Below are 21,100 nucleotides of genomic sequence, written 5' to 3' on the forward strand. Positions count from 1 at the left end.
GACCGGTCAGCCGGCCGTCGCGCTCGCCCTGATCTCCCGCACCACGGTCACCTTGATCTCACCCGGGTACGTCAGGTCCGCCTCGATGTGCCGCGCGATCGCGACCGCGAGCTGCGGCAGCGCGTAGTCGTCCACCTCGGTCGGCTCCACGACGACACGCACCTCGCGACCCGCCGACATCGCCAGAGCGCGCCGCACCCCCGCGTGCGCGGCGACGAGCGCCTCGAGCTTGTCCATGCGCTCGACGTACTGGTCGAGCTCCTGCCGCCGCGCGCCCGGGCGGGAGGCGGAGATCGCGTCCGCGACCTGCACCAGGACGCCCTCGACCGTCTCGACCGGGACCTCGTCATGGTGCGCCGCGATCGCGTTGACGATCTCCTCGGGCTCGCCGTGCCGGCGCGCCAGGTCGGCTCCGATCGTCGCGTGCGTCCCGGCGACCTCCTGCGTCAGCGCCTTGCCGATGTCGTGCAGGAACGCCCCGCGTCGCGCGACCACCGGGTTGGCGCCCACCTCGGCCGCGAGCGACGCCGCGAGCAGCGCCGTCTCCACGAGGTGCTCGAGCACGTTCTGCCCGTAGGAGGTCCGCAGCCGCAGCCGGCCCAGCGTCCGGATCAGCGTGGGGTGCAGCCCCTCGACGCCCGCACGCTCAGCCGCGTCGTGGCCTGCCGCGACCGCGCGCTCGTCCGCACCGGCGAGCGCCTCGGCGTACGCGGCCTCGATCCGCTGCGGATGGATCCGCCCGTCGGCCATGAGCGCCTCGAGCGTGATCTGCGCGACCTCGCGGCGCTCGGCGTCGAACGAGGAGAGCACCACCGAGTCCGGCTGCTCGTCGACGAGCACGTTCACACCCGTCAGCGCCTCGAAGTGCCGGATGTTGCGGCCCTCCTTGCCGATGATCCGGCCCTTCATCTCGTCCGACGGGAGGGCCAGGACCGTGATGGCCGACTGCGCGCTGGTCGCGACCGCGGTGCGCTGCACCGCCGTGGCCACGATCCGACGCGCCCGGGCCTCCGCGGTCCGGCGCGCCTGTGCCTCCGCGCGGCGCACCTGCGACGCCGCGTCGTTCTGCGCCTGCTCGGTGATGCGCCGGGTGAGCTCGAGGCGTGCGTCCTGCGCGGTGAGGCCGGACGCCTGCTCGAGATCCGTGAGCGCCTTCGCCTCGGCGTCGGCGAGCAGCCGGCGGGCCGCGTCCTCCGCGCGCGCGACCTGCGCGGCAGCGCGCCGCTCGGCGGCGGCGAGCTCGCGCTCGGCCACGCGCTCCGCCTCCGCCGCCGCCCTTTCGTGCTCACGCGCGCGCTTCTCGTGCTCGGCGGCCTGCGCCTGCTCGGCGACCGCGGCGAGCTCGCGCTCGCGTGCGCGCTCCTCCCGCCGTGCGGCGGCCTTGAGGTGGTTGCGCGCCTCCTCCTTGATGCCCGCGACGTCCTGGGCCGCCTGGGAACGCTGCGCGGCGGCCTCCCGGCGCGCCAGCAGCACCAGCAGCAGCGCGACCAGGCACGCGCCGAGCAGGCCGACGATCAACGCGATGTCGCTCTCCTGCACGCACTCCTCCGATCGCCCGTGGCTGGTCCGGTCGTCCGTCGGGGACGCGGATGCCGGTCGCGCGCCACGTCTGCGGCGCCCCCGCCGCGACCGGTGGCACGGCCATTCTCACGCACGCGACGCGCGCACGGGGGCAGCGGGGCCGCGCCGCGCCGGTCGGGCCTGCGCCGATCCGGTCCGTCGGCCCGTCGGACCGCGGGACCGCGATCGACCCGGGCGCGGCGGGACGTCCCTCGGCCGGCCTCCGCTCGGTCATCGACGCGCGCACCGCCCCGGACCCCGACGGCGGGCGTCAGTCGTCGAGCTCGAGCACGGTGGCGTCCGGGCTCGGGCGACCGCCCGGCTCGTCGCCGGCGGCCGCGAGCTCCTCCGCGACCACCCGGAACACCACGCCCGCGGGGTAGCCCTTGCGCCCGAGCACGCCCTGCAGCCGGCGGGCCTGCACCTCGGGCGCGAGCCCCCGCATGCCGCGCAGCTTGCGCCGCACGACGTCACGCGCGGCCGACTCCTCGTCGTCGGCGTCGATCTGACCGAGCGCCTCGACCGCGGTCTCGTCGTCGACGCCGCGCCGACGCAGCTCGAGCGCGATGGCCCGGCGCGACATGCCCCGCTCGGCGTGCCGTGTCCGCACGAGCATCTGCGCGTACTGCGCATCGTCGACCAGCCCGACCTCGGTGAACCGGTCGAGCACGCGCTCGGCGACCTCCTGGGGCACGTCGCGGCGCGCCATCGCCTCGGCGAGCTGCGCACGGCTGCGGGGCGCCGCCGTCAGCTGCCGCAGCGCGATGGCGCGTGCGACGGACTCCTGGTCGGGCTCGGCCTCCACGGCGGCGCTCCCCGTCGTCGGCGGCTCGCCAGCCGGCCGACGACGGGGACGCCCACCCGCCGCGCGCGAGCTCAGAAGTCGACCGCCGCGGCGGCGTCGGCCGGTGCGTCGATGCGCGCACCGATGCCCAGCTTCTCCTTGATCTTCTTGTCGAGCTCCTCGGCCAGGTCCGGGTTGTCGCGCAGGAACTTGCGCGCGTTCTCCTTGCCCTGTCCCAGCTGGTCGCCCTCGTAGGTGAACCACGCGCCCGACTTGCGGACGAACCCGTGCTCGACGCCCATGTCGATGAGCGAGCCCTCACGCGAGATGCCGACCCCGTACAGGATGTCGAACTCGGCCTGCTTGAACGGCGGCGCCATCTTGTTCTTGACGACCTTGACGCGCGTGCGGTTGCCGACGGCCTCGGTGCCCTCCTTGAGGGTCTCGATGCGGCGGATGTCCATGCGGACCGATGCGTAGAACTTCAGCGCCTTGCCACCCGTGGTCGTCTCCGGGGAACCGAAGAAGACGCCGATCTTCTCGCGCAGCTGGTTGATGAAGATCGCGGTGGTGCCCGACGAGTTGAGCGCGCCGGTGATCTTGCGGAGCGCCTGCGACATCAGGCGCGCCTGCAGACCGACGTGGCTGTCCCCCATCTCGCCCTCGATCTCGGCCTTGGGCACGAGCGCCGCGACCGAGTCGATGACGATGATGTCGATCGCGCCCGAGCGGATCAGCATGTCCATGATCTCGAGCGCCTGCTCACCGGTGTCCGGCTGCGACACGAGCAGCGCGTCGGTGTCGACGCCCAGCTTCTTCGCGTACTCCGGGTCGAGCGCGTGCTCGGCGTCGATGAACGCGGCGATGCCGCCCGCGCGCTGCGCGTTGGCGACCGCGTGCAGCGCGACCGTCGTCTTGCCCGAGGACTCCGGGCCGTAGATCTCGATGATGCGGCCCCGAGGCAGGCCGCCGATGCCGAGCGCGACGTCCAGCGCGATCGAGCCGGTGGGGATCACCTCGACGGGGGCACGGCCCTCGTCGCCGAGGCGCATGATCGACCCCTTGCCGAACTGGCGGTCGATCTGGGACAGGGCGGCCTCGAGGGCCTTCTCGCGGTCCTGCGGTGCGGGCATGGTGCTCCACCTTCGTCTCGGGCAGCTCTCGTGCTGCGCCTACGGGGGCTGGTCTCGTCGTCGCGGGTGACGCTATGCCCGACCACCGACATGCCGACCGCCCGGCCCGGCCCGCTGTGGACGGCTGCGCTCGCACGCGGCCTGGGGACGGGGTGCGACGCGGTCGTCCTCACCCACGGCACACCATAACCGAACAGACGTTCGACCGCGCCCGACACGCCGTCCGGCTACGCGACGCCCAGCCGGAGCTCGTCCCCGGGGTCGAGCACGTGCACCGCGCACCCGGGCGCGACGCGGCCCGCAGCCGCAGCGAACGCGGGGCCCGCCTCGTCCATCCAGCCCGGCGGCAGCCGCCGGGACACGGGCGCGTGCAGCGTGCCCCAGTGCACGGGGACCGCCGCGCGCGCCCCCACAGCCGCCACGGCGTGCGCGGCCTGCACGGGGTCCATGTGCCCGCCCGACAGCCGCGGACCCCAGCCGCCGACCGGGACGAGCGCGAGGTCGACGGTCCCGCCGAGCAGCGCCGGGACCTCGGACATCGCCGGGTGCGGTGCGGTGTCCCCCGCGAACCAGACCCGCACGTCCCCGCACCGCAGCACGAACCCGACCGCCGCGTTGGGCCGGTGCGGCATGGGACGGTGGCCGTGCTCGGCCGGGACGGGCATCACGCGCACGGACGTGCCGGGCACGTGCCACCACCGTCCCTCGGGCACTCCGATCCCGGCGAAGCCGTGGGCACGCAGCCAGCGCGCGTTCGCGGGCGCCGCGACCACGGGGACGTCCCCGAGCAGCTCGAGCGAGCCGATCTCGGCGTGGTCGTGGTGCAGGTGCGAGACGAGCGCGGCGTCGGCACCGCCCCAGTGCGCGGGCCGTGGAGCGCCACCCCGCCGACGCAGGAGGCCCGCGTGCCGGCGCAGGAGCGGGTCGGTGAGCACGCGGACCCGCCGCGGCGCTCCGTCCGCGTCATGACCCGGCAGGTCGAGGACCACGCTCGCGTGGCCCAACCAACGCACCACCAGGTCGGCCGGCGCGTCCGTCACGGCGAGACCTCCTCGAGCGGTGCGGCCGGCGCGTCGTCCAACCCGTCGCGCAGGCCGTGCCGTCGCGCCCACCGCACGAGCTGCTCGTGCACGGCCTCGGCGCCGACCAGCAGCCGCTCGTCGCCCACGCGCGTGCGCAGGTCGTCGTCGACCGGCCACTCCGTGGGGTGCAGCAGCATCGCGCGGTTCTGCGCGCCACCGATCCCGCCGTGCGAGCCGACCTGGCCCTCGAACGCGTGCACGTGCCCGCGCTCGGTGACCCTCGAGACCAGCAGCAGGTCACCCGTGTGCGGCAGCCGTGCGGCACGCGCCAGGTCCGCACGCCCGCGGGGCCCGTAGCCCGCGAGCGGGTCCTCACCCTCGCCGTCGCCGTCGGAGTCCTCGAGCGTCACGAACCCCCGTGCGCCGAACGCGACGAGCCCGCGCGCGGCGGTGTCGACGACCACCGCGCCGATCGCGGGCCGCGACGCGAGCCCGGCGACGAGGCCGGGCCACCGCTCCTCGAGCTCCTCGAGCACCAGCCGGTGGTCCGCGCGCGGGAACCAGATCAGGCCCAGGTTGCCCGAGCCCACCACGACCACGTCCGGCGTGCCCGCGGGCTCCCGGCCCGATCGCTCGCGCGCGTCGGGTCCTACCGCGCTGCTGCCGGCCGACCCGGTCACGCTCGTCACCAGGGCGTTCAGCGGACCCCAGTCCTCGCCGGTGCCGCTCTCCAGCCCCGCCGCGTCGGGCTCGGCCATGAGCGCGCGCACCGTCTCGAGCAGGCTGCACCCCTCGACCTGCTCGAAGGTCGCGCCGAGTGCCTGACCGTGGTCGGACAGGACCACGACGCGGTACGCACGCGGCGCGACCGCGAGCGCGTGCTCGAGCGTGCGGAGCACCCGGTCGAGCCCTTCGAGCGCGCGCATCGACTCCGGCCGCGTGGGGCCGGCGTGGTGCGCGATCTCGTCGTAGTCCACGAGGTCGACGAAGACCGCAGGGTCTCCGCGGACCACCGCCTCGGCCACGAGAGACGTGGCGAGGTCACGCATCAGCACGTTGGTCACGGCCCGCAGCAGGACGTACCAGCCGCCGCGCGAGATGCGCGGCTCGACCCCACGCACGTGCTGGCGACGGGCCTGGTACAGCTCCTTGACCATCTCGCCGACCGTGAGCGAGACCGCGCGCGCCAGCACGAACGGGCTCGCGAAGAACCGCACGAAGTCGGCTCCGGGCCCCAGCCCCGCACCGCTGCCGTCGGGCCCGCGCGTGCGGGCGCGGCTCATCACCGCGTAGCTGCGGGCCGCGTCGCCCGTGAACATCGTCTGCACGGCCGTGCCCCCGCCCGCGAGCAGGCCCCGGCCGGACGTGAGCCGCTCCTCGACCAGCGCGGCGTCGGCCGGGTGGTTGGTCACGACCAGGCGACCGAGCCCGCGGTCCCACCAGCGGAACGCGGGGACGGGTGTCGAGTCGCCGTGCAGCAGCCCCGCCTGGCTCGCGGGCGTCGTCGAGGGCACGCGCGCCCACCACGTCTCGAGCCGATGGGTGCCCTCGGTCAGCCACCGCTGCATGGTCGGGGCGAGACCCGCCTCGACCGCCTCCCGCAGCACGGGTTCGGAGACGCCGTCGAGCTGCACGACGAGCAGCCCGGGCGGACGGTCGGGATGCGGCACGGCGCCCGCACGGCGCGCCTTGTTGCGGGCACGCCGCAGCACGTCGCCGATCACGTAGTCCGAGTCGTTGGCGCCGATCAGCCAGCGGCCCGCCGCCATCACGACGGCGGACAGCACGATCACGACGGGCACGGCACCCGCACCCGTGACCTCGATCCCGGGCACGAGCATCAGCGCCGCCCACGCGATCGCCACCTGTCCGACCAGCCCGAGCAGAAGCGCACCCATCGCACCGAGCACGCGCGCGAGCGCACGCAGCGGCGCACGCACCACGAGGTCGCCCGCGGAGACGAGCACGGCCGCGAGCAGCACGCCCGCCGGGCCGGGTGCCGCGATGCCGTCCACCAGGGAGATCGCGGCGCCCAGGCCGAGCGCGGTGGTGACCAGGCCGAGCGTCGCGTCCGCGAGGTCGCCGAGCGTCGGGTGCCAGCGCGACCGGGTCCGCGGGCCGGCGGCCGGCGAGCCACCGGCACGGTCCGGGCCGACCTCGTCCGGCGCCCGGCTGGTGGTCATCGCCGTGGTGGCGCAACCCGACGCAGGTCCGCGCCCCAGCGTTCGCTCTCGGGGATGTCGAGCTCGTCGCACAGCGCGTGCCAGACGGTCCGCGGCTCGGCGCCGTCCTCCAGCGCCGCCGCCGCCGTCCGGTTCTCGAGCCCGCCCACCACGAGGTTCGCGACGATCTCCCGGCCGGGCGCGCTGCCCAGCACCTCCTCGACCAGCTCCCAGAACTCGCTGTACCTCACCCGGACAGCCTCGCACGTGGCGCCCACGATCGACGAGCGTGCGGGCACGTGACGCGCAGCGGGACGGCACGTGTGGGCGCCGGCTGACACCATGGCGCCGTGGTGCTGACCAGGTTCTCCGAGCCGACACGTGCGTGGTTCACGGGCGCGTTCGCCGAGCCGACGGCCGCCCAGGCCGGTGCATGGGAGGCGGTCGCGGGTGGCAGCCACGCGCTCGTGGTCGCACCCACCGGCTCGGGCAAGACGCTCGCGGCGTTCCTGTGGGCGCTCGACGGCCTGCTCACCGCCGAGCCGCCGCAGGACGCCGCCCACCGGTGCCGCGTGCTGTACGTCTCGCCGCTCAAGGCGCTCGCCGCCGACGTCGAGCGGAACCTGCGCTCGCCGCTCGTCGGGATCCGGCAGGCGGCGACTCGCCTGGGCCGCACGCTGCCGGACGTCAGGGTGGGTATCCGCACGGGTGACACGCCCCCGGCCGAGCGCCGGTCGTTCGCGACGACGCCGCCCGACATCCTCATCACCACGCCGGAGTCGCTGTACCTGGTGCTCACGTCGGGTGCGCGCGCGGGCCTGGCGGGCGTGCGCACCGTGGTGCTCGACGAGATCCACGCGGTCGCGGGGACCAAGCGCGGCGCTCATCTGGCGCTGTCGCTCGAACGCCTCGACGCGCTGCTCGAGGCCGGTCCGGGACCGGCGCAGCGCATCGGCCTGTCGGCCACCGTGCGACCGGTCGACGCGGTGGCCTCGTTCCTGGCGGGTGCGCGCCCGCCCGCCGAGGGCGGACGTGACACCGTCGTCGTGCAGCCGCCGTCGACCAAGGAGATCCGGGTCGACGTCGTCGTCCCGGTGCCGGACCTGACCGACCTGGCGGGCGTCGTGGCCGCGGCCGACCCCGTGTCCGAGCCCGACCTGACCGGTGCCGCCGCGGCGCCCGCGCGGCGCGCGTCGGTGTGGCCCCACGTCGAAGAACGCGTCGTCGACCTGGTCGCGGCGCACCGCTCGACGCTCGTGTTCACCAACTCGCGGCGCGGTGCCGAGCGGCTCACGTCACGCATCAACGAGGTGTGGGCGGGCCGCCAGGGGCTCGACGTCCCGGACGTGGGTGCCGCCCAGCCCGCGCTGGCGCCCGGTCAGTCGGGTGCGGCCGCAGGCATCGACACGCGGGAGGCGTCGGCGATCCTCGCGCGCGCGCACCACGGCTCCATGAGCCGCGCCGAGCGCACCCGCACGGAGAGCGAGCTCAAGGCGGGCGACCTGCCGGCGGTCGTCGCGACGTCCTCGCTCGAGCTGGGCATCGACATGGGCGCGGTCGACCTGGTGGTCCAGGTGGGCGCGCCGCCGTCGGTCGCGAGCGGGCTCCAGCGCATCGGGCGCGCGGGTCACCAGGTGGGCGCGGTCTCGCACGGCGTGGTGTTCCCCACCTACCGCGCCGAGCTGGTCGCGGCCGCCGTCACCGCGCAGCGCATGCGCATGGGCGACCTCGAGCCGTTGCACGTGCCCGCGAACCCGCTGGACGTGCTCGCGCAGCAGGTGGTCGCCATGGTCGCGGTCGAGGACTGGTCCGTGACCGACCTCGCGCGCGTGGTGCGGCGGGCGGCGCCGTTCACCCAGCTCGGCGACGCGACGCTGCGCGCGGTGCTCGACATGCTGGCGGGCCGCTACCCGAGCGAGGAGTTCGCCGAGCTGCGTCCGCGGGTGGTGTGGGACCGGGTGACCGACGTGCTCACGGGCCGGCCGGGTGCGCTGCGGCTCGCGGTCACCAGCGGGGGGACCATCCCGGACCGCGGCCTGTTCGGCGTGTTCCTGGCCACCGAGAGCTCGGGCGGCGTGCCCGTGGACCCGGAGACGAGCGGCGGCCGGGTGCGCGGCGGCAAGCGGGTGGGCGAGCTCGACGAGGAGATGGTCTACGAGTCGCGCGCCGGTGACACGTTCACGCTCGGGTCGAGCACCTGGCGCATCGAGCAGATCACCACCGACCGCGTCCTGGTGTCGCCCGCGCCCGGCGTGCCGGGTCGCCTGCCGTTCTGGAAGGGCGACTCACCCGGGCGGCCCGCGGAGCTGGGCCGCGCGATGGGCGCGTGGGTCCGCGAGCTCGCCACGGCGCCGGACGACGCGGCTCTCGCCACGGTCCAGGCGGCCGGGCTCGACCCGTGGGCGTCGGACAACCTGCTGGCCTACCTGCGGGAGCAGGTCGCCGCGACGGGTGTGGTGCCGAGCGACACCGCGCTGGTCCTGGAGCGGTTCCGCGACGAGCTGGGCGACTGGCGCATCGTGCTGCACTCGCCGTACGGGGCGCGCGTGCACGCACCGTGGGCCGTGGTCCTGGGCGCCCGGATGCGCGAGCGGTACGGCACCGATGCGGCGGTGATGCACTCCGACGACGGCATCGTGCTGCGCCTGCCCGACTCCGTCGACGCCGCGCTGGACGCCTGGTCGCTGGACTCCACCGCGCCCGTCACCGATGCGGGCGGGCCGGGCATCGAGCTGTCCGACCTGCTCCTGGACGCCGACGACGTGGTCGCGCAGGTCCGCGCCGAGCTCGGGTCGTCGGCGCTGTTCGGCGCGCGCTTCCGCGAGGCGGCGGGCCGGGCGCTGCTGCTCCCCCGCCGCCGGCCCGACCGCCGCCAGCCGCTGTGGCAGCAGCGCCAGCGCTCCGCGCAGCTGCTCGCCGTCGCGGCCCAGCACCCCGACTTCCCGATCCTGCTCGAGGCCGTGCGGGAGTGCCTGCAGGACGACTTCGACACGGCCTCCCTCGCGGCGCTCATGCGGGACGTGGCCGCGGGGCGCGTGCGCGTGGTGGAGGTCACCACGCCGTCGCCGTCGCCGTTCGCGCAGTCGTTGCTGTTCGGGTACACCGCGCAGTTCCTGTACGACGGGGACGCACCGCTCGCGGAACGCCGTGCCGCCGCCCTCACGCTCGACCCGACGCTGCTCGCGGAGCTGCTGGGCCAGGCCGGGCAGTCCGCGCTCGCCGACCTGCTGGACCCGCGCGCGGTCCTGGAGACCGAGGCCGAGCTCACCGGACGCGCACCCGAGCGCCAGGCGACGACGCTCGAGCAGCTCGCGGACGCCATCCGCCGGCACGGCCCGCTGCCCGCCGCGGAGCTCGCGGAGCGCGTGCGCCCCGAGGTGCGCGACCACGTGCCGACCTGGCTCGACGAGCTCGCGGCGGCACGGCGCGTGATCGCCGTCCGCGTCGGGGGCGTCGACCCCGCGCGTGCCGAGCAGTGGGCGGCCGTCGAGGACGCGGGCCGTCTGCGGGACGCGCTCGGCGTCGCGCTGCCCGTCGGCGTGCCCGAGGCCTTCACCGAGGTCCTGCCGGACCCGATCGGGGACCTGGTCCGGCGCCACGCGCGCACGCACGGCCCCTTCACGGCGACCGCGCTGGCCGAGCGGTACGGCTGGGGGGTGGCAGTCGCGGCGTCCGCGCTCGCACGGCTCGAGACCGCGGGCGCCGTGGTCCGGGGTCGCCTGCGTCCCGACGAGCTGGGCGGCACGGGCGACGAGTACTGCGACGCGGAGGTGCTGCGCACGCTGCGTCGCCGGTCGCTGGCCGCGCTGCGCTCGCAGGTCGAGCCCGTGGACCCGCGGGCGCTCGGGGTGTTCCTGCCGCGGTGGCAGTCGGTCGCACCCGTGCTCGGGTCGTCCGGCAGCGGGGTGCGGGGCGTGGACGGGCTGGCCCGCGTCGTCGAGCAGCTCGCGGGCTTCGCGGTGCCCGCCTCCGCTCTCGAGACGCACGTCCTGCCGGCCCGCGTCGTCGACTACCGACCCGAGATGCTCGACGAGCTCACGGCGGCCGGCGAGGTGCTCTGGGCGGGGCACGCCGCACTGTCCGGCCATGACGGCCTCGTCTCGTTGCACCCCACCGCGGTCGCCGATCTGACGCTGCCGCGGCTCCCCGCCCCGGGTCCCGACGAGCCGGACGTCGCGGCAGGTCCTGTGCACGCGGCCGTGCTCGCCGCGCTCGCGGGCGGTGGCGCCTGGTTCGCGGGCCCGCTCGCCGCCCGTGTGCGCGAGCTCCTCGGCTCCGACGCGGAGGCCGCGCAGATCGCGGACGGGACGGCACCCGGTGCCGGTCTGACGAGCGAGGCCGATGTCGTCGCCGCGCTGTGGGACCTGGTGTGGGCCGGCCGGGTGACCAATGACGGCCTGGCCCCGCTGCGGGCCTGGCTCGGCACGGGATCGACCGCGCACCGCACGCGCGCACCCGCGCCGCGCGGACGCACGATGCGACCGCGCCTCGGGCTGCGCGGTGCGCTCGCCGCCGGCCGGCCCGCGGGTCCACGTCCCGGTGCCGGCCCTGCCGCCGGTCGCTGGTCGCTCCTGCCGCAGCGCGAGCCGGACCCGACGCTGCGGGCGCACGCCCTGACCGCGCAGCTGCTGGACCGCCACGGAGTGCTCACCCGGACGGTCGCGCCGCTCGAGGGCATCGGCGGGACGTTCGCCGACGTCTACCGCGTCCTCGGGACGCTTGAGCAGGGCGGCCAGGTGCGGCGCGGCTACTTCGTGGAGCGGCTGGGGGGCTCGCAGTTCGCGCTGCCCGGTGCGGTCGACCAGCTCCGGACGGACGCGTCCGTCGTCACGCTCGCGCTGGAGCGCGCCGCGCAGCGCGCGGACGACTCCGCACCCGCCGCGCACGCGAGCGCCTCCCCGACCGTCGTGGTGCTCGCCGCGACCGACCCGGCCAACCCGTACGGCGCCGCGCTGCCGTGGCCCGCACCCCCCGCCGCACGCGAGGGGACGGATGCGGCCGCACGCCACCGCCCCGGGCGCAAGGCCGGCTCGCTCGTCGTGCTCGTCGACGGCGCACTGGTGCTGTACCTCGAGCGCGGGGGGCGGACCGTGCTCACGTTCGACGACGACACGCCGACCCTGGAGGCCGCGGCACGAGGTCTGGCCGCGGTCGCCCGCCGCACGGGACGTCTGACGGTGTCCCGCATCGACGGCGCCGGTGTGCTCGCCGACGGCGCGGCGCGCTCGGCCGCCGGTCGGGCGCTGGTCGCGGCCGGCTTCGCGACGACCCCGCGCGGGCTGCGCGTGGACGGTCCGCGGTGACGGGCACCGTGCGGGGCGGCCGTGCCCGAGGGTGACATCCTGCGCCGGGCGGCGGCGGGCCTCGACCGCGCGCTGGCCGGTCAGGTCCTGGTCCGAGCGGAGCTGCGCTGGCCGTCGGCCGCGGGTGTCGACCTGGTGGGACGCACGGTCCTCGGCACCACGCCGTACGGCAAGCACCTGCTGACGCGGTTCGACGACGGCCGCACGCTCCACACGCACCTGCGCATGGACGGGCACTGGCGGTTGGCGCGGACGGGCTCGTCGGAGGCCGCCGCGCGCGGCGGCGACGTGCGCGCGGTCCTGGCGTCCGCGACCTGGACCGCGGTAGGCCGGTCGCTCGGCATGCTCGACGTCGTGCGCACGCGCGACGAGTCGAGCCTGATCGGGCACCTGGGGCCGGACGTCCTGGCGGACGAGCTCGACCTCCCGGAGATCGGGCGCCGATGGACCGCCGCGGGCCGGACGCCGGCGGCCGAGGTGCTGCTGGACCAGCGTGTCGCGGCCGGCATCGGCACGATCTACTGCGCGGAGTCGCTGTTCGCGGAGCGGCTGTGGCCGTGGACACCGGCCAGCGAGGTCCCGGCGCCCGCGCGCCTGTACGTCGTGGCGCGACGGCAGATGCAGCGCTCGGTGGTGACGGGTGACGCCCCCGGCCAGGTCCACGGACGCGTGCGTCAGCCGTGCCGGCGCTGCGGGACGCCGATCGCGGTCGCACCGGCACGCCGCCCACCCATGGAACGTCCGGTGTTCTACTGCCCGTCGTGCCAGCGACCGCCGAGCACCTGACCCCGTCTGCGCCGCAGCCTGCACGCCGCACCGCGCGGGACCGCACGGACGTGCGACGAGGCGCCGGTGAGACGGACCCACCGGCGCCTGGTGCGCGACGACCCGCGGCCGGAGGCCGCGGGTCGGTCAGGCCACGGGTCGATCAGCCGACCGGTGCCAGCACCGGGCTGATCTCGGCGCGCGTGCGCGCCCAGCCGCCCTCGGTGCACCCCATGGACGCTGCGAGGTCCGCGGGGACGGTGTCGGGGATCAGGAGACCCTCGGCGACGGCGACGCGATCGCTGACCTCGCGCAGCACCAGGGACATCGGCACGTCGAGCGCCTCACAGATGCTGTGCAGAAGCTCGGACGACGCCTCCTTCTGCCCCCGCTCCACCTCGCTGAGGTAGCCCAGGGACACCCGCGCAGCCGACGAGACCTCACGAAGGGTCCGACCCTGGCGCTGACGCGCGTCCCGCAGCACGTCGCCGATCTCGCGACGGAGTACGACCATCGGGGCTCCCCCTCTCGTCTCGTCCCTCCGCTCGACGGTCCGGCCGTCGACGCGGTGTGCCGTCTGGTTCGGCACCTGGCCACCGTACCGCGCACCACCCGCACGTGCGGTCGGGCGACGCAGGGGCGGTCGAGTGTTCATCACGCCTGCTCCAACGTCGTCGCACGTCCCGGTGTTCCCCGCCCCGGCCGGGACGTCGGCGGCCGGCGTCCACGATTCACCCGGCCGTGTCTCGAGCGGTGGTCACCGCGCCGCCCGGTCGGGGGTCCAGGACGCTGCGCAGCAGGCCGAGCGCCGCATCCGCTGCGGCGTCGCGCACCTGCTCGCGGCTCCCCGGGAGCAGCAGCGAACGCACGACGCGCTCGTCCGGCGTGGCCACCGCGACGTGCACGGTGCCGACCGGTGCGTCTCCCTGCGGCTCGGGGCCCGCCACGCCCGTCGTGGCGACGCCGACGTCCGCCGCGAGCGTCCGCCGCGCACCCTCGGCCATCTGCGCGGCCACGTCGGGATCCACCGGGCCACGTGCGGCCAGCAGGTCCGCGTCGACGTGCAGCACGCGCGCCTTGAGGTCCGTCGCGTACGCGACGACCCCCCCGCGCAGCACCGCGGACGCCCCCGGGACCGCGACGAGCCGCGCGCACACGAGTCCCCCGGTCAGCGACTCGGCGACGCCGAGGGTCCAGCCGCGAGCGCCGAGCGCAGCCAGCACCGCGACCGCAGGGTCGCGCGACGTGCCGGCGGCACCGGTCACGGCAGCGCCCTCACACGCCCGGTCCGACGGTCGCCGTCCGGCGGACGCGCACCGCGGTGCGCACGTAGTCCATGCCGGTGACCACGGTCACCACGACCGCGCCCGCCATGACCACGCCGGCGAGCACCTCGACCGCGGCGGGCAGCGAGTCCAGCGGGAGCAGGTAGAGGCCGATCGCCACGGACTGCAGCACGGTCTTGAGCTTGCCGCCGCGCGAGGCGGGCAGCACCACGTAGCGCAGCAGGAACAGCCGCAGCACGGTGATCCCGAGCTCACGGACCAGGATGACGACCGTGACCCACCAGGGCAGGTCGCCCAGCGCGGACAGCAGCACCAGCGCGGTGCCGATCAGGAGCTTGTCGGCGATCGGGTCGAGCAGCTTGCCGAAGTCGGTGACCTGGCCGGTGCGGCGCGCGTACCAGCCGTCGATGCGGTCGGTCACCGCGGCGACCGCGAAGATCGCCGTCGCGAGCAGCCGGAAGCGGACGTCGTCACCCGCCAGGAGCGCCCACGCGAACACGGGCACCAGGAGGACGCGCAGGACCGTCAGCGCGTTGGCCAGGTTCCACGTCGGCGCAGGTGCGGGGCTCACCCGCACAGACTAGGTCGTGGCGCGCGTGCCCCTGCCGACCGGTGCGTGCGCGCGGCGCGTCCGCCCACCGGTCCCGACCCGGCCCCGCGACGGGCGGCTAGGGTCCCGGTGTGACACGACACGCCCGCGCGCACACCCGATCACCGCTGCTCGCGGGGCTGCTCACGCTGGTCCTGATCCTGGCGTGCGTGGGCGGTGCGGTCGCAGCGCTGCGGCCGTGGGAGCGGGATGCGGCGACGCCGCCGGACGCCGCGCCCACCACACCCGCGCGCTCGACGAGCCCCACCCCGACCCCCTCGCCGACGCCGGACCCCGACGCCGAGATGACGATCGTCGCGGCGGGGGACGTGCTGCCGCACCTGCCGGTCATCGCGTCCGCGACCCGCGGTGGCCGCGTCGACTTCGGCCCGCTGCTGGCGCCGATGGCGCCCTGGGTCGAGGGTGCGGACCTGGCGCTGTGCCACCTGGAGGTGCCCGTCGCGCCCCCGGGCTCGAGGCCGAGCGGCTACCCCGTGTTCGCCTCCCCCGTCGAGATCGCGCAGGGCCTGGCGGACAACGGCTGGGACGGCTGCTCGACCGCCTCCAACCACTCGGTCGACAAGGGCTTCGCGGGTGTCGCCGCGACGCTCGACGCGCTCGACGCGGCGGGGCTCGGGCACGTCGGCACCGCGCGGACCGAGCAGGAGGCCGCCCGGCCGCAGCTGTACCGGCTCGAGCGCGCGGGCCAGGAGGTCACGGTGGCCCACATCGCGGCGACGTACGGCACCAACGGCATGCCGGTGGACGCCGACAAGCCGTGGTCGGTCACGCGCATCGACGTGCCCGCGATGGTCGCGCAGGCCAAGCAGGCACGCGCCGACGGTGCGGACGTCGTCGTCGCGAGCGTGCACTGCTGCACCGAGTACCAGACCCCGCCCACGGCCGAGCAGGAGCAGGTGGCTCAGCAGCTGGCGGACTCGGGCGAGATCGACCTGTACATCGGCCACCACGCGCACGTGCCGCAGCCGATCGTGCACCTGGACGGCGGACCCGACGGGTCGGGCATGTGGGTCGCGTACGGGCTGGGCAACTTCCTGTCCAACCAGGACGGCGACTGCTGCACGCCCAAGACCGACTCGGGCGTGCTGCTGACCGCGCACCTGAGCAGTCCGGGCGCGTTCGCCGCCGACGGACGCGAGGCCGGGCCGGTCCGCGTCACGGGCGTCGAGTGGACCCCCATCACGGTCGACCGCCTGGGTGGGCACGTCGTGCACGCGCTCACGGACGTCGTCGACGGCGCCGGCACGCTGTCGGCGCGCGACGCCGAGCAGCGCACGGGCCGCGTCACCGAGGCGGTGGGCACCGCGGCCCCGCTGCGCCGCACCCCCGGTGAGCCGACGGGCCCCGCACCCGAGGTCGTCGGGCGGCCGAACGGCTGAGACGCGGCGCGTCAGGCCGAGCGGGGCGCGAGACCGGTGGCCGGGGGCGCGGCCCCGAGCGTCGCCGACGCGGGCTGCGCTCCCCCGTACAACCAGCCCTGCCCGTACCGCCACCCGTTGCGGTGCAGGTACTCGGCCTGCTCGGCGTGCTCGATGCCCTCGGCGATCGTGACCATCGCGAGCTCCCGCGCGAGCGCACCCAGGGCACGCACCACCTTGCCCGCCGTGGGGTCGTCGGGGATCCCGGACGTGAACGACATGTCCAGCTTGACGCCCGCGACGGGCAGGTCGCGCAGGTAGGACAGCGGCGAGACGCCCGTGCCGAAGTCGTCGAGAAGGATCGGCACACCCGCGGCGGAGAGCTGCGTGAGCTCGTGGCGGATGCGCGTGCCCGACGCCACGAGCGAGGACTCGGTCAGCTCGACGACGATGCGGCCCGCCATGAGCCGGTGCCGGGAGATCTCCGCGAGCAGCGTCGTGGCGAACTCCCCGTCCCCGAGCTGGTCGGCGGACACGTTGACCGACACCCAGGTGGTGCGGTCGGGGGACGACGCGACGAACTCGGCGACCTTCGTCGCGACGAACTGCCCGAGCGGCACCGCGAGCCCGGCCTCCTGCGCGAGCGGCAGGAACGCCGCGGGCAGCAGGAGCCCGCGGTACGGGTGCTGCCAGCGCACGAGCGCCTCGTACCCGACGACGCGCGTGTCGGCCAGGTCGACGATCGGCTGGTAGTGCACCACGAGCTCGTCGGCGTCGAGCGCCTCGCTCAGCTCGCGCAGCAGGTCGACGCTCGAGGACTTCGCCATGGACTGGTCGTAGACCTCGGTCCGCCCGCGCCCGGCGGCCTTGGCCTTGTAGAGCGCGGCGTCGGCCGCCGCGAGCAGCGTGGGTGCACCGCCCTGGATCGTGTCCGGCTCCGCGAGCGCGATGCCGATGCTCGCGGCCACGGGCAGGCGGCGCCGCGCCACGCGCACGGGCTCGGCCAGGCCCGCGTGGATCGCCGCCGCGACCTCGAAGACCGCCTTGGGTCCGTCGATGTCCTGCACCACGACCACGAACTCGTCGCCGCCGAGCCGCGCGACGGTGCCGCGCCGCGCGGTCGCCGCGCGCAGCACGCCCGCGACGTGCACGAGCACCTCGTCGCCCGCGGCGTGCCCGTACCGGTCGTTGATCTCCTTGAAGCCGTCCAGGTCGCACGCGAGCACCGCGACGCGGTCCACCACGCCCGGCTGCTCGAGCACCGACTGCAGCACCTCCTGCAGGAGCGTGCGGTTCGCCAGCCCCGTGAGCGGGTCGTGCATCGCGCGGTGCGTCAGCATCTCCGCCTGCAGCCGCGACTCGGTCGAGTCACGGACCTGGACGACGAAGTGGTCGGGCTCGCCCGACGCGGTCCGCACCAGCGCCGCGTCCAGCACCACCCACACCAGGTGGTCGTCGGCGCGCTGGTAGCGCTTCTCGATCGAGAACCGGTGCTGCCCGCCGCCCAGGAGCCGGTCCACCTCGAGGCGCTCGCTCGCACGCGACTCCGGAGTGCCGAGCGCCTCCATCGGGTACCCGCGCAGCGCCTCGACCGTGGTGCCCAGGAGCTCGGCGAGCGCGGCGTTCGCCTCGACCACGTGCCAGTCGAGGTCCACGAGGGCCATGCCGATCGGCGCGTTCTCCATCGCGACCCGGAACTGCATCTCCGAGCGCGAGAGCGCCGCCTCCACCTGCCTGCTGCCCGTGACGTCCACGAGCGTCGTCAGCACCGCGGGAGCGTCACCGTCCGCGGCCGCGACGAGCTGGCTCGCGACCTGCACCATGCGCGCCTGCGACCCGCCGCCCGGCGCCCCCGGCAGCAGGACCCCGACGAGCTGGGAGTCGACCGTGTAGCCCGCGCGGCCCGTGCGGTACCCGAGCACCGCCGCCGGGTTCATGGACAGGCCCTGCTCGTTGACCAGCACCACCGGCAGGTCGGTCAGGTGCCGGCCCACCGACGCGTCGTGCTCGACGCCGAGGATCGCCGCCGCACGCTCCGAGATGTCGAGCACCGAGCCGCCCAGCGAGACGACCAGCACGCCCTCCTTGGTCACGGCCTGCAGCGCGTCGTACCGGTGGCGGAGCTCACGCGACAGGTCGAGCAGGTCGTTGGCGCGCCGCACCTCCCGACGCTGCCGACCGAGCAGCACCAGGACCGCGATCAGCGCGAGGATCGCGATGACGGCGATCACCAGGGAGACCAGCCCGAACGTCGCGTCGGCGGTCGTCACCGCGTCGACGACGCCCGCCCACGACGGGGTGCGCGAACCGGGCGGGGCCGCCGGCGCGGTCACCGGCGGCCGCCGGACCAGTCCTGGTCCTCGTCCTCGAGGTCGTCGTGGTAGTCGGTCGCGACCGGCGGGCCGCCAGGCCCCGGCTCGTCGAGCTCGCCGCCCGGGTCGCCGCGCAGCATCGCGAGCGTGCCGGGCAGGTCGTCGGGCTGCACCAGGACCTCGCGGGCCTTGGAGCCCTCGGACGGGCCGACGATCTCGCGCGACTCGAGCAGGTCCATGAGGCGGCCGGCCTTGGCGAAGCCGACGCGCAGCTTGCGCTGCAGCATCGACGTCGAGCCGAACTGGCTCGTCACGACGAGCTCGGCGGCCTGCAGCAGCAGGTCGAGGTCGTCGCCGATGTCGTCGTCGACCTGCTTCTTGGCGGGGGCGACCGTGACGTCCTGCCGGTAGGACGGCTTGAGCTGCTTCTTGACGTGCGCGACGACCGCGTGGATCTCGGACTCCGCGACCCAGGCGCCCTGCGTGCGCATGGGCTTGGCCGCACCCATCGGCAGGAACAGCGCATCACCCTGGCCGATGAGCTTCTCGGCCCCGGGCTGGTCGAGCACCACGCGCGAGTCGGTCAACGAGCTCGTCGCGAACGCCAGCCGGGACGGCACGTTCGCCTTGATCAGACCCGTCACGACGTCCACCGACGGACGCTGCGTCGCCAGCACCAGGTGGATGCCCGCGGCACGTGCGAGCTGCGTGATGCGCTGGATCGACGCCTCGACGTCGCGCGGCGCGACCATCATCAGGTCGGCGAGCTCGTCGACGATGACCAGCAGGTACGGGTACGTCGCGATCTTGCGCTCCGAGCCCGGCAGTGGCTTGACCTTGCCCGCGCGGACGGCGGCGTTGAAGTCGTCGACGTGCTTGAACCCGAACATCGCGAGGTCGTCGTACCGCGCCTCCATCTCCCGCACCACCCACTCGAGGGCCTCCGCGGCCTTCTTCGGGTTGGTGATGATCGGGGTGATGAGGTGCGGGATGCCCTCGTAGATCGTCAGCTCGACGCGCTTGGGGTCGACCAGGACCATGCGCACCTGGTCGGGCGTCGAGCGCATGAGGATCGAGACGATCATCGAGTTCACGAAGCTCGACTTGCCCGCACCCGTGGCCCCGGCCACGAGCAGGTGCGGCATCTTGGCGAGGTTCGCCGTGACGTACCCGCCCTCGACGTCCTTGCCGACGCCGATCACCATCGGGTGGTCCGAGCGCTTGGCGGCGGCCGACCTCAGCACGTCACCCAGCGAGACCGTCTCGCGGTCCGTGTTGGGGATCTCGATGCCGATCGCGGACTTGCCCGGGATGGGAGACAGGATCCGCACGTCCGCCGATGCGACCGCGTACGCGATGTTCTTGGACAGCGCGGTGACGCGCTCGACCTTGATGCCCGGCCCGAGCTCGACCTCGTACCGCGTCACCGTCGGGCCGCGCGTGAACCCCGTGACCTTGGCGTCGATCTCGAACTGGTCGAGCACGCTCGTGAGCGACTCGACGACGCGGTCGTTCGCGGCCGAGCGGACCTTGTGCGGCGCACCCTTCGCGAGCGAGTCCTCCGAGGGCAGCGTGTACAGCACGTCGCCCTCGAGCATCGGCTGCTCACCCCGCGGCACACCCGCGGTCACCGGGGGCGTCAGCGTGTCGTCCGTCGCGGAGTCCCGCCCCGGCGCGACCGCCGTCGTGGCCTCGACCACGGCCGTCGGCTCCGTCGCGGGCTCGGCGTCCAGGATCTGCGTCGCGCCGTCGACGGGCGCACCCGCCCGGCTGCGGCGCGCGACCACGGCCGCACGCTCGAACGCCTCGTCACCCGCGTACGCGTCGAGCGCGTCCTCGTCGGGCTCGGCCGGCGCTTCGGCACGTCGTCGGCCCAGGAGCCCGCGACGACGACGCGGTGCCTCCTCGGGCTCGTCGAACGCGGTGTGCCCCGCGTTGATGACCAGCGGCGCGTCGTCGTCCGGCTCGTCCTGCTCGCCGTCCTTCTGGCCCGTGAGCCGCTGGTACACCGAGCGCAGGCGCGGCACGATCTGGTGCACGGGCGTCGCCGTCACGACGAGCACGCCGAAGAACGCCAGCAGCAGCAGCAGGATCACCGCGACCGCCGACGTCACGAGCGTCGCCAACGGCGTCCCGACGATGTACCCCAGCACACCGCCCGCGCCACGCAGCGCCTCGAAGTCGTCCGTCCCCGGTAGACCACGCCCGACCTGGACCAGCCCGCAGACCGCCAGCAGGATCGCCGTCAGCCCGATGCCCATCCGGCCGTTCGCCCGCGTGCGCTCCGGGTGCCGCATGAGCCGCACCGCGAACGCGAGCAGCAGGAGCGGGACCACCACGCCCACCACGCCGAACGTGCCGGCGACCACGTTGTGCACCACGTCACCGGCGCTGCCGGACAGCGACCACCACTCGCGGGCCGCCACCACGATCGCCAGGCCCAGGAGCGTGAACGCCAGGCCGTCCCGGCGGTGCGCCGGGTCCAGGTCCCGCGCGTCGCTGCCGACCCGCCGCGCCGCGCCGCCCACCAGGTGGGCGCCGCCCATCCACATGCCCTTGACGATGCGCAACGGCAGCGCGGGACGACGAGGGGCCGGTGCCGGGGCACGGCCCGACGGCCGCGATCCGGCCGGGCGCGCACGGCCCGACGACCCGGCCGCGGATGTGCCGGCGCTGCGCGCAGCGGGAGCGCCCGCGCGCGACCGGGGAGTCGTACGGGTCGCCATGCTCCTCACGTTAGCGGCGCGCAGCCCCGAGACGGCGTCGCGACGGGCCGTGTCGGCCTGCGGCTGCACTCCGCTGCAG

At 75.3% G+C, this 21,100-nt stretch carries 14 protein-coding genes; 3 read left to right on the forward strand and 11 right to left on the reverse strand.

What is annotated here, in order from left to right:
- Nucleotides 1-6 precede the first annotated feature (6 nt).
- The 6 genes from rny to CELGI_RS10335 all read right to left on the reverse strand — a co-directional run bounded on the left by rny (nt 7) and on the right by CELGI_RS10335 (nt 6,912).
- Nucleotides 7-1,539 carry a ribonuclease Y gene (gene rny / locus CELGI_RS10305; protein WP_013884062.1) on the reverse strand — a complete coding sequence of 511 codons (1,533 nt, stop codon included), beginning with the start codon at nt 1,537-1,539 and terminating at the stop codon, nt 7-9.
- A gap of 292 nt (nt 1,540-1,831) precedes the next feature.
- A complete protein-coding gene (locus CELGI_RS10315; RefSeq protein WP_013884064.1) occupies nt 1,832-2,365 on the reverse strand; it encodes a regulatory protein RecX in 534 nt (177 codons plus the stop codon).
- Between the two features lie 71 nt (nt 2,366-2,436).
- The gene (recA, locus tag CELGI_RS10320; protein ID WP_013884065.1) at nt 2,437-3,477 is read right to left on the reverse strand and encodes a recombinase RecA; all 1,041 of its coding nucleotides are present in this window, start codon (nt 3,475-3,477) and stop codon (nt 2,437-2,439) included.
- Between the two features lie 227 nt (nt 3,478-3,704).
- The gene (locus CELGI_RS10325; protein WP_013884066.1) at nt 3,705-4,517 is read right to left on the reverse strand and encodes an MBL fold metallo-hydrolase; all 813 of its coding nucleotides are present in this window, start codon (nt 4,515-4,517) and stop codon (nt 3,705-3,707) included.
- Complete coding sequence (locus CELGI_RS10330) at nt 4,514-6,682, reverse strand: phage holin family protein (RefSeq protein WP_013884067.1); 2,169 nt, start codon at nt 6,680-6,682, stop codon at nt 4,514-4,516. Before CELGI_RS10330 ends, CELGI_RS10325 begins: the two co-directional genes overlap by 4 nt.
- Nucleotides 6,679-6,912 (reverse strand): DUF3046 domain-containing protein, encoded by a 234-nt coding sequence (locus tag CELGI_RS10335; RefSeq protein WP_013884068.1) that lies wholly within the window; start codon nt 6,910-6,912, stop codon nt 6,679-6,681. The genes CELGI_RS10330 and CELGI_RS10335 overlap by 4 nt, the downstream gene beginning before the upstream one ends.
- Nucleotides 6,913-7,011: 99 nt before the next feature.
- Between CELGI_RS10335 and CELGI_RS10340 the strand changes: the two genes are divergently transcribed.
- Both CELGI_RS10340 and CELGI_RS10345 read left to right on the forward strand, forming a co-directional pair.
- A complete protein-coding gene (locus CELGI_RS10340; RefSeq protein ID WP_013884069.1) occupies nt 7,012-11,964 on the forward strand; it encodes an ATP-dependent helicase in 4,953 nt (1,650 codons plus the stop codon).
- Nucleotides 11,965-11,985: 21 nt separating this feature from the next.
- Nucleotides 11,986-12,750: a DNA-formamidopyrimidine glycosylase family protein gene (locus CELGI_RS10345; protein ID WP_013884070.1), complete on the forward strand. Its 765-nt coding sequence runs from the start codon at nt 11,986-11,988 to the stop codon at nt 12,748-12,750.
- A gap of 142 nt (nt 12,751-12,892) precedes the next feature.
- On the opposite strand, the gene CELGI_RS10350 is transcribed toward CELGI_RS10345, so the two are convergent.
- From CELGI_RS10350 to pgsA, 3 genes are all read right to left on the reverse strand, one after another.
- Nucleotides 12,893-13,243: a helix-turn-helix domain-containing protein gene (locus CELGI_RS10350; RefSeq protein WP_041574175.1), complete on the reverse strand. Its 351-nt coding sequence runs from the start codon at nt 13,241-13,243 to the stop codon at nt 12,893-12,895.
- 217 nt (nt 13,244-13,460) lie between these two features.
- Entirely contained in the window at nt 13,461-13,994 is a 534-nt protein-coding gene (locus tag CELGI_RS10355; RefSeq protein WP_013884072.1) for a CinA family protein, read from the reverse strand.
- 10 nt (nt 13,995-14,004) lie between these two features.
- On the reverse strand, nt 14,005-14,586 hold the full coding sequence (gene pgsA / locus CELGI_RS10360) for a CDP-diacylglycerol--glycerol-3-phosphate 3-phosphatidyltransferase (RefSeq protein WP_013884073.1): 582 nt from the start codon (nt 14,584-14,586) through the stop codon (nt 14,005-14,007).
- 110 nt (nt 14,587-14,696) lie between these two features.
- On the opposite strand from pgsA, the gene CELGI_RS10365 reads away from it, so the two are divergent.
- On the forward strand, nt 14,697-16,004 hold the full coding sequence (locus tag CELGI_RS10365) for a CapA family protein (RefSeq protein WP_013884074.1): 1,308 nt from the start codon (nt 14,697-14,699) through the stop codon (nt 16,002-16,004).
- 11 nt (nt 16,005-16,015) lie between these two features.
- Here the strand turns inward: CELGI_RS10365 and CELGI_RS10370 are convergent, their stop codons facing one another.
- Both CELGI_RS10370 and CELGI_RS10375 read right to left on the reverse strand, forming a co-directional pair.
- Nucleotides 16,016-18,316, reverse strand: a complete 2,301-nt coding sequence (locus tag CELGI_RS10370) for a putative bifunctional diguanylate cyclase/phosphodiesterase (protein WP_013884075.1) — start codon at nt 18,314-18,316, stop codon at nt 16,016-16,018.
- Nucleotides 18,313-21,021, reverse strand: a complete 2,709-nt coding sequence (locus tag CELGI_RS10375) for a DNA translocase FtsK (protein ID WP_081465360.1) — start codon at nt 21,019-21,021, stop codon at nt 18,313-18,315. Before CELGI_RS10375 ends, CELGI_RS10370 begins: the two co-directional genes overlap by 4 nt.
- Nucleotides 21,022-21,100: the final 79 nt, after the last annotated feature.

The sequence above is a fragment of the Cellulomonas gilvus ATCC 13127 genome (genome assembly GCF_000218545.1).
Classification (GTDB): Bacteria; Actinomycetota; Actinomycetes; order Actinomycetales; family Cellulomonadaceae; genus Cellulomonas; species Cellulomonas gilvus.

Bases quoted from the DNA above. Each gene is read 5' to 3' on its own strand.
- recA (WP_013884065.1), bottom strand. From the start codon at position 3,477: ATGCCCGCACCGCAGGACCGCGAGAAGGCCCTCGAGGCCGCCCTGTCC.
- CELGI_RS10330 (WP_013884067.1), bottom strand. From the start codon at position 6,682: ATGACCACCAGCCGGGCGCCGGACGAGGTCGGCCCGGACCGTGCCGGT.
- CELGI_RS10350 (WP_041574175.1), bottom strand. From the start codon at position 13,243: ATGGTCGTACTCCGTCGCGAGATCGGCGACGTGCTGCGGGACGCGCGT.
- CELGI_RS10375 (WP_081465360.1), bottom strand. From the start codon at position 21,021: ATGGCGACCCGTACGACTCCCCGGTCGCGCGCGGGCGCTCCCGCTGCG.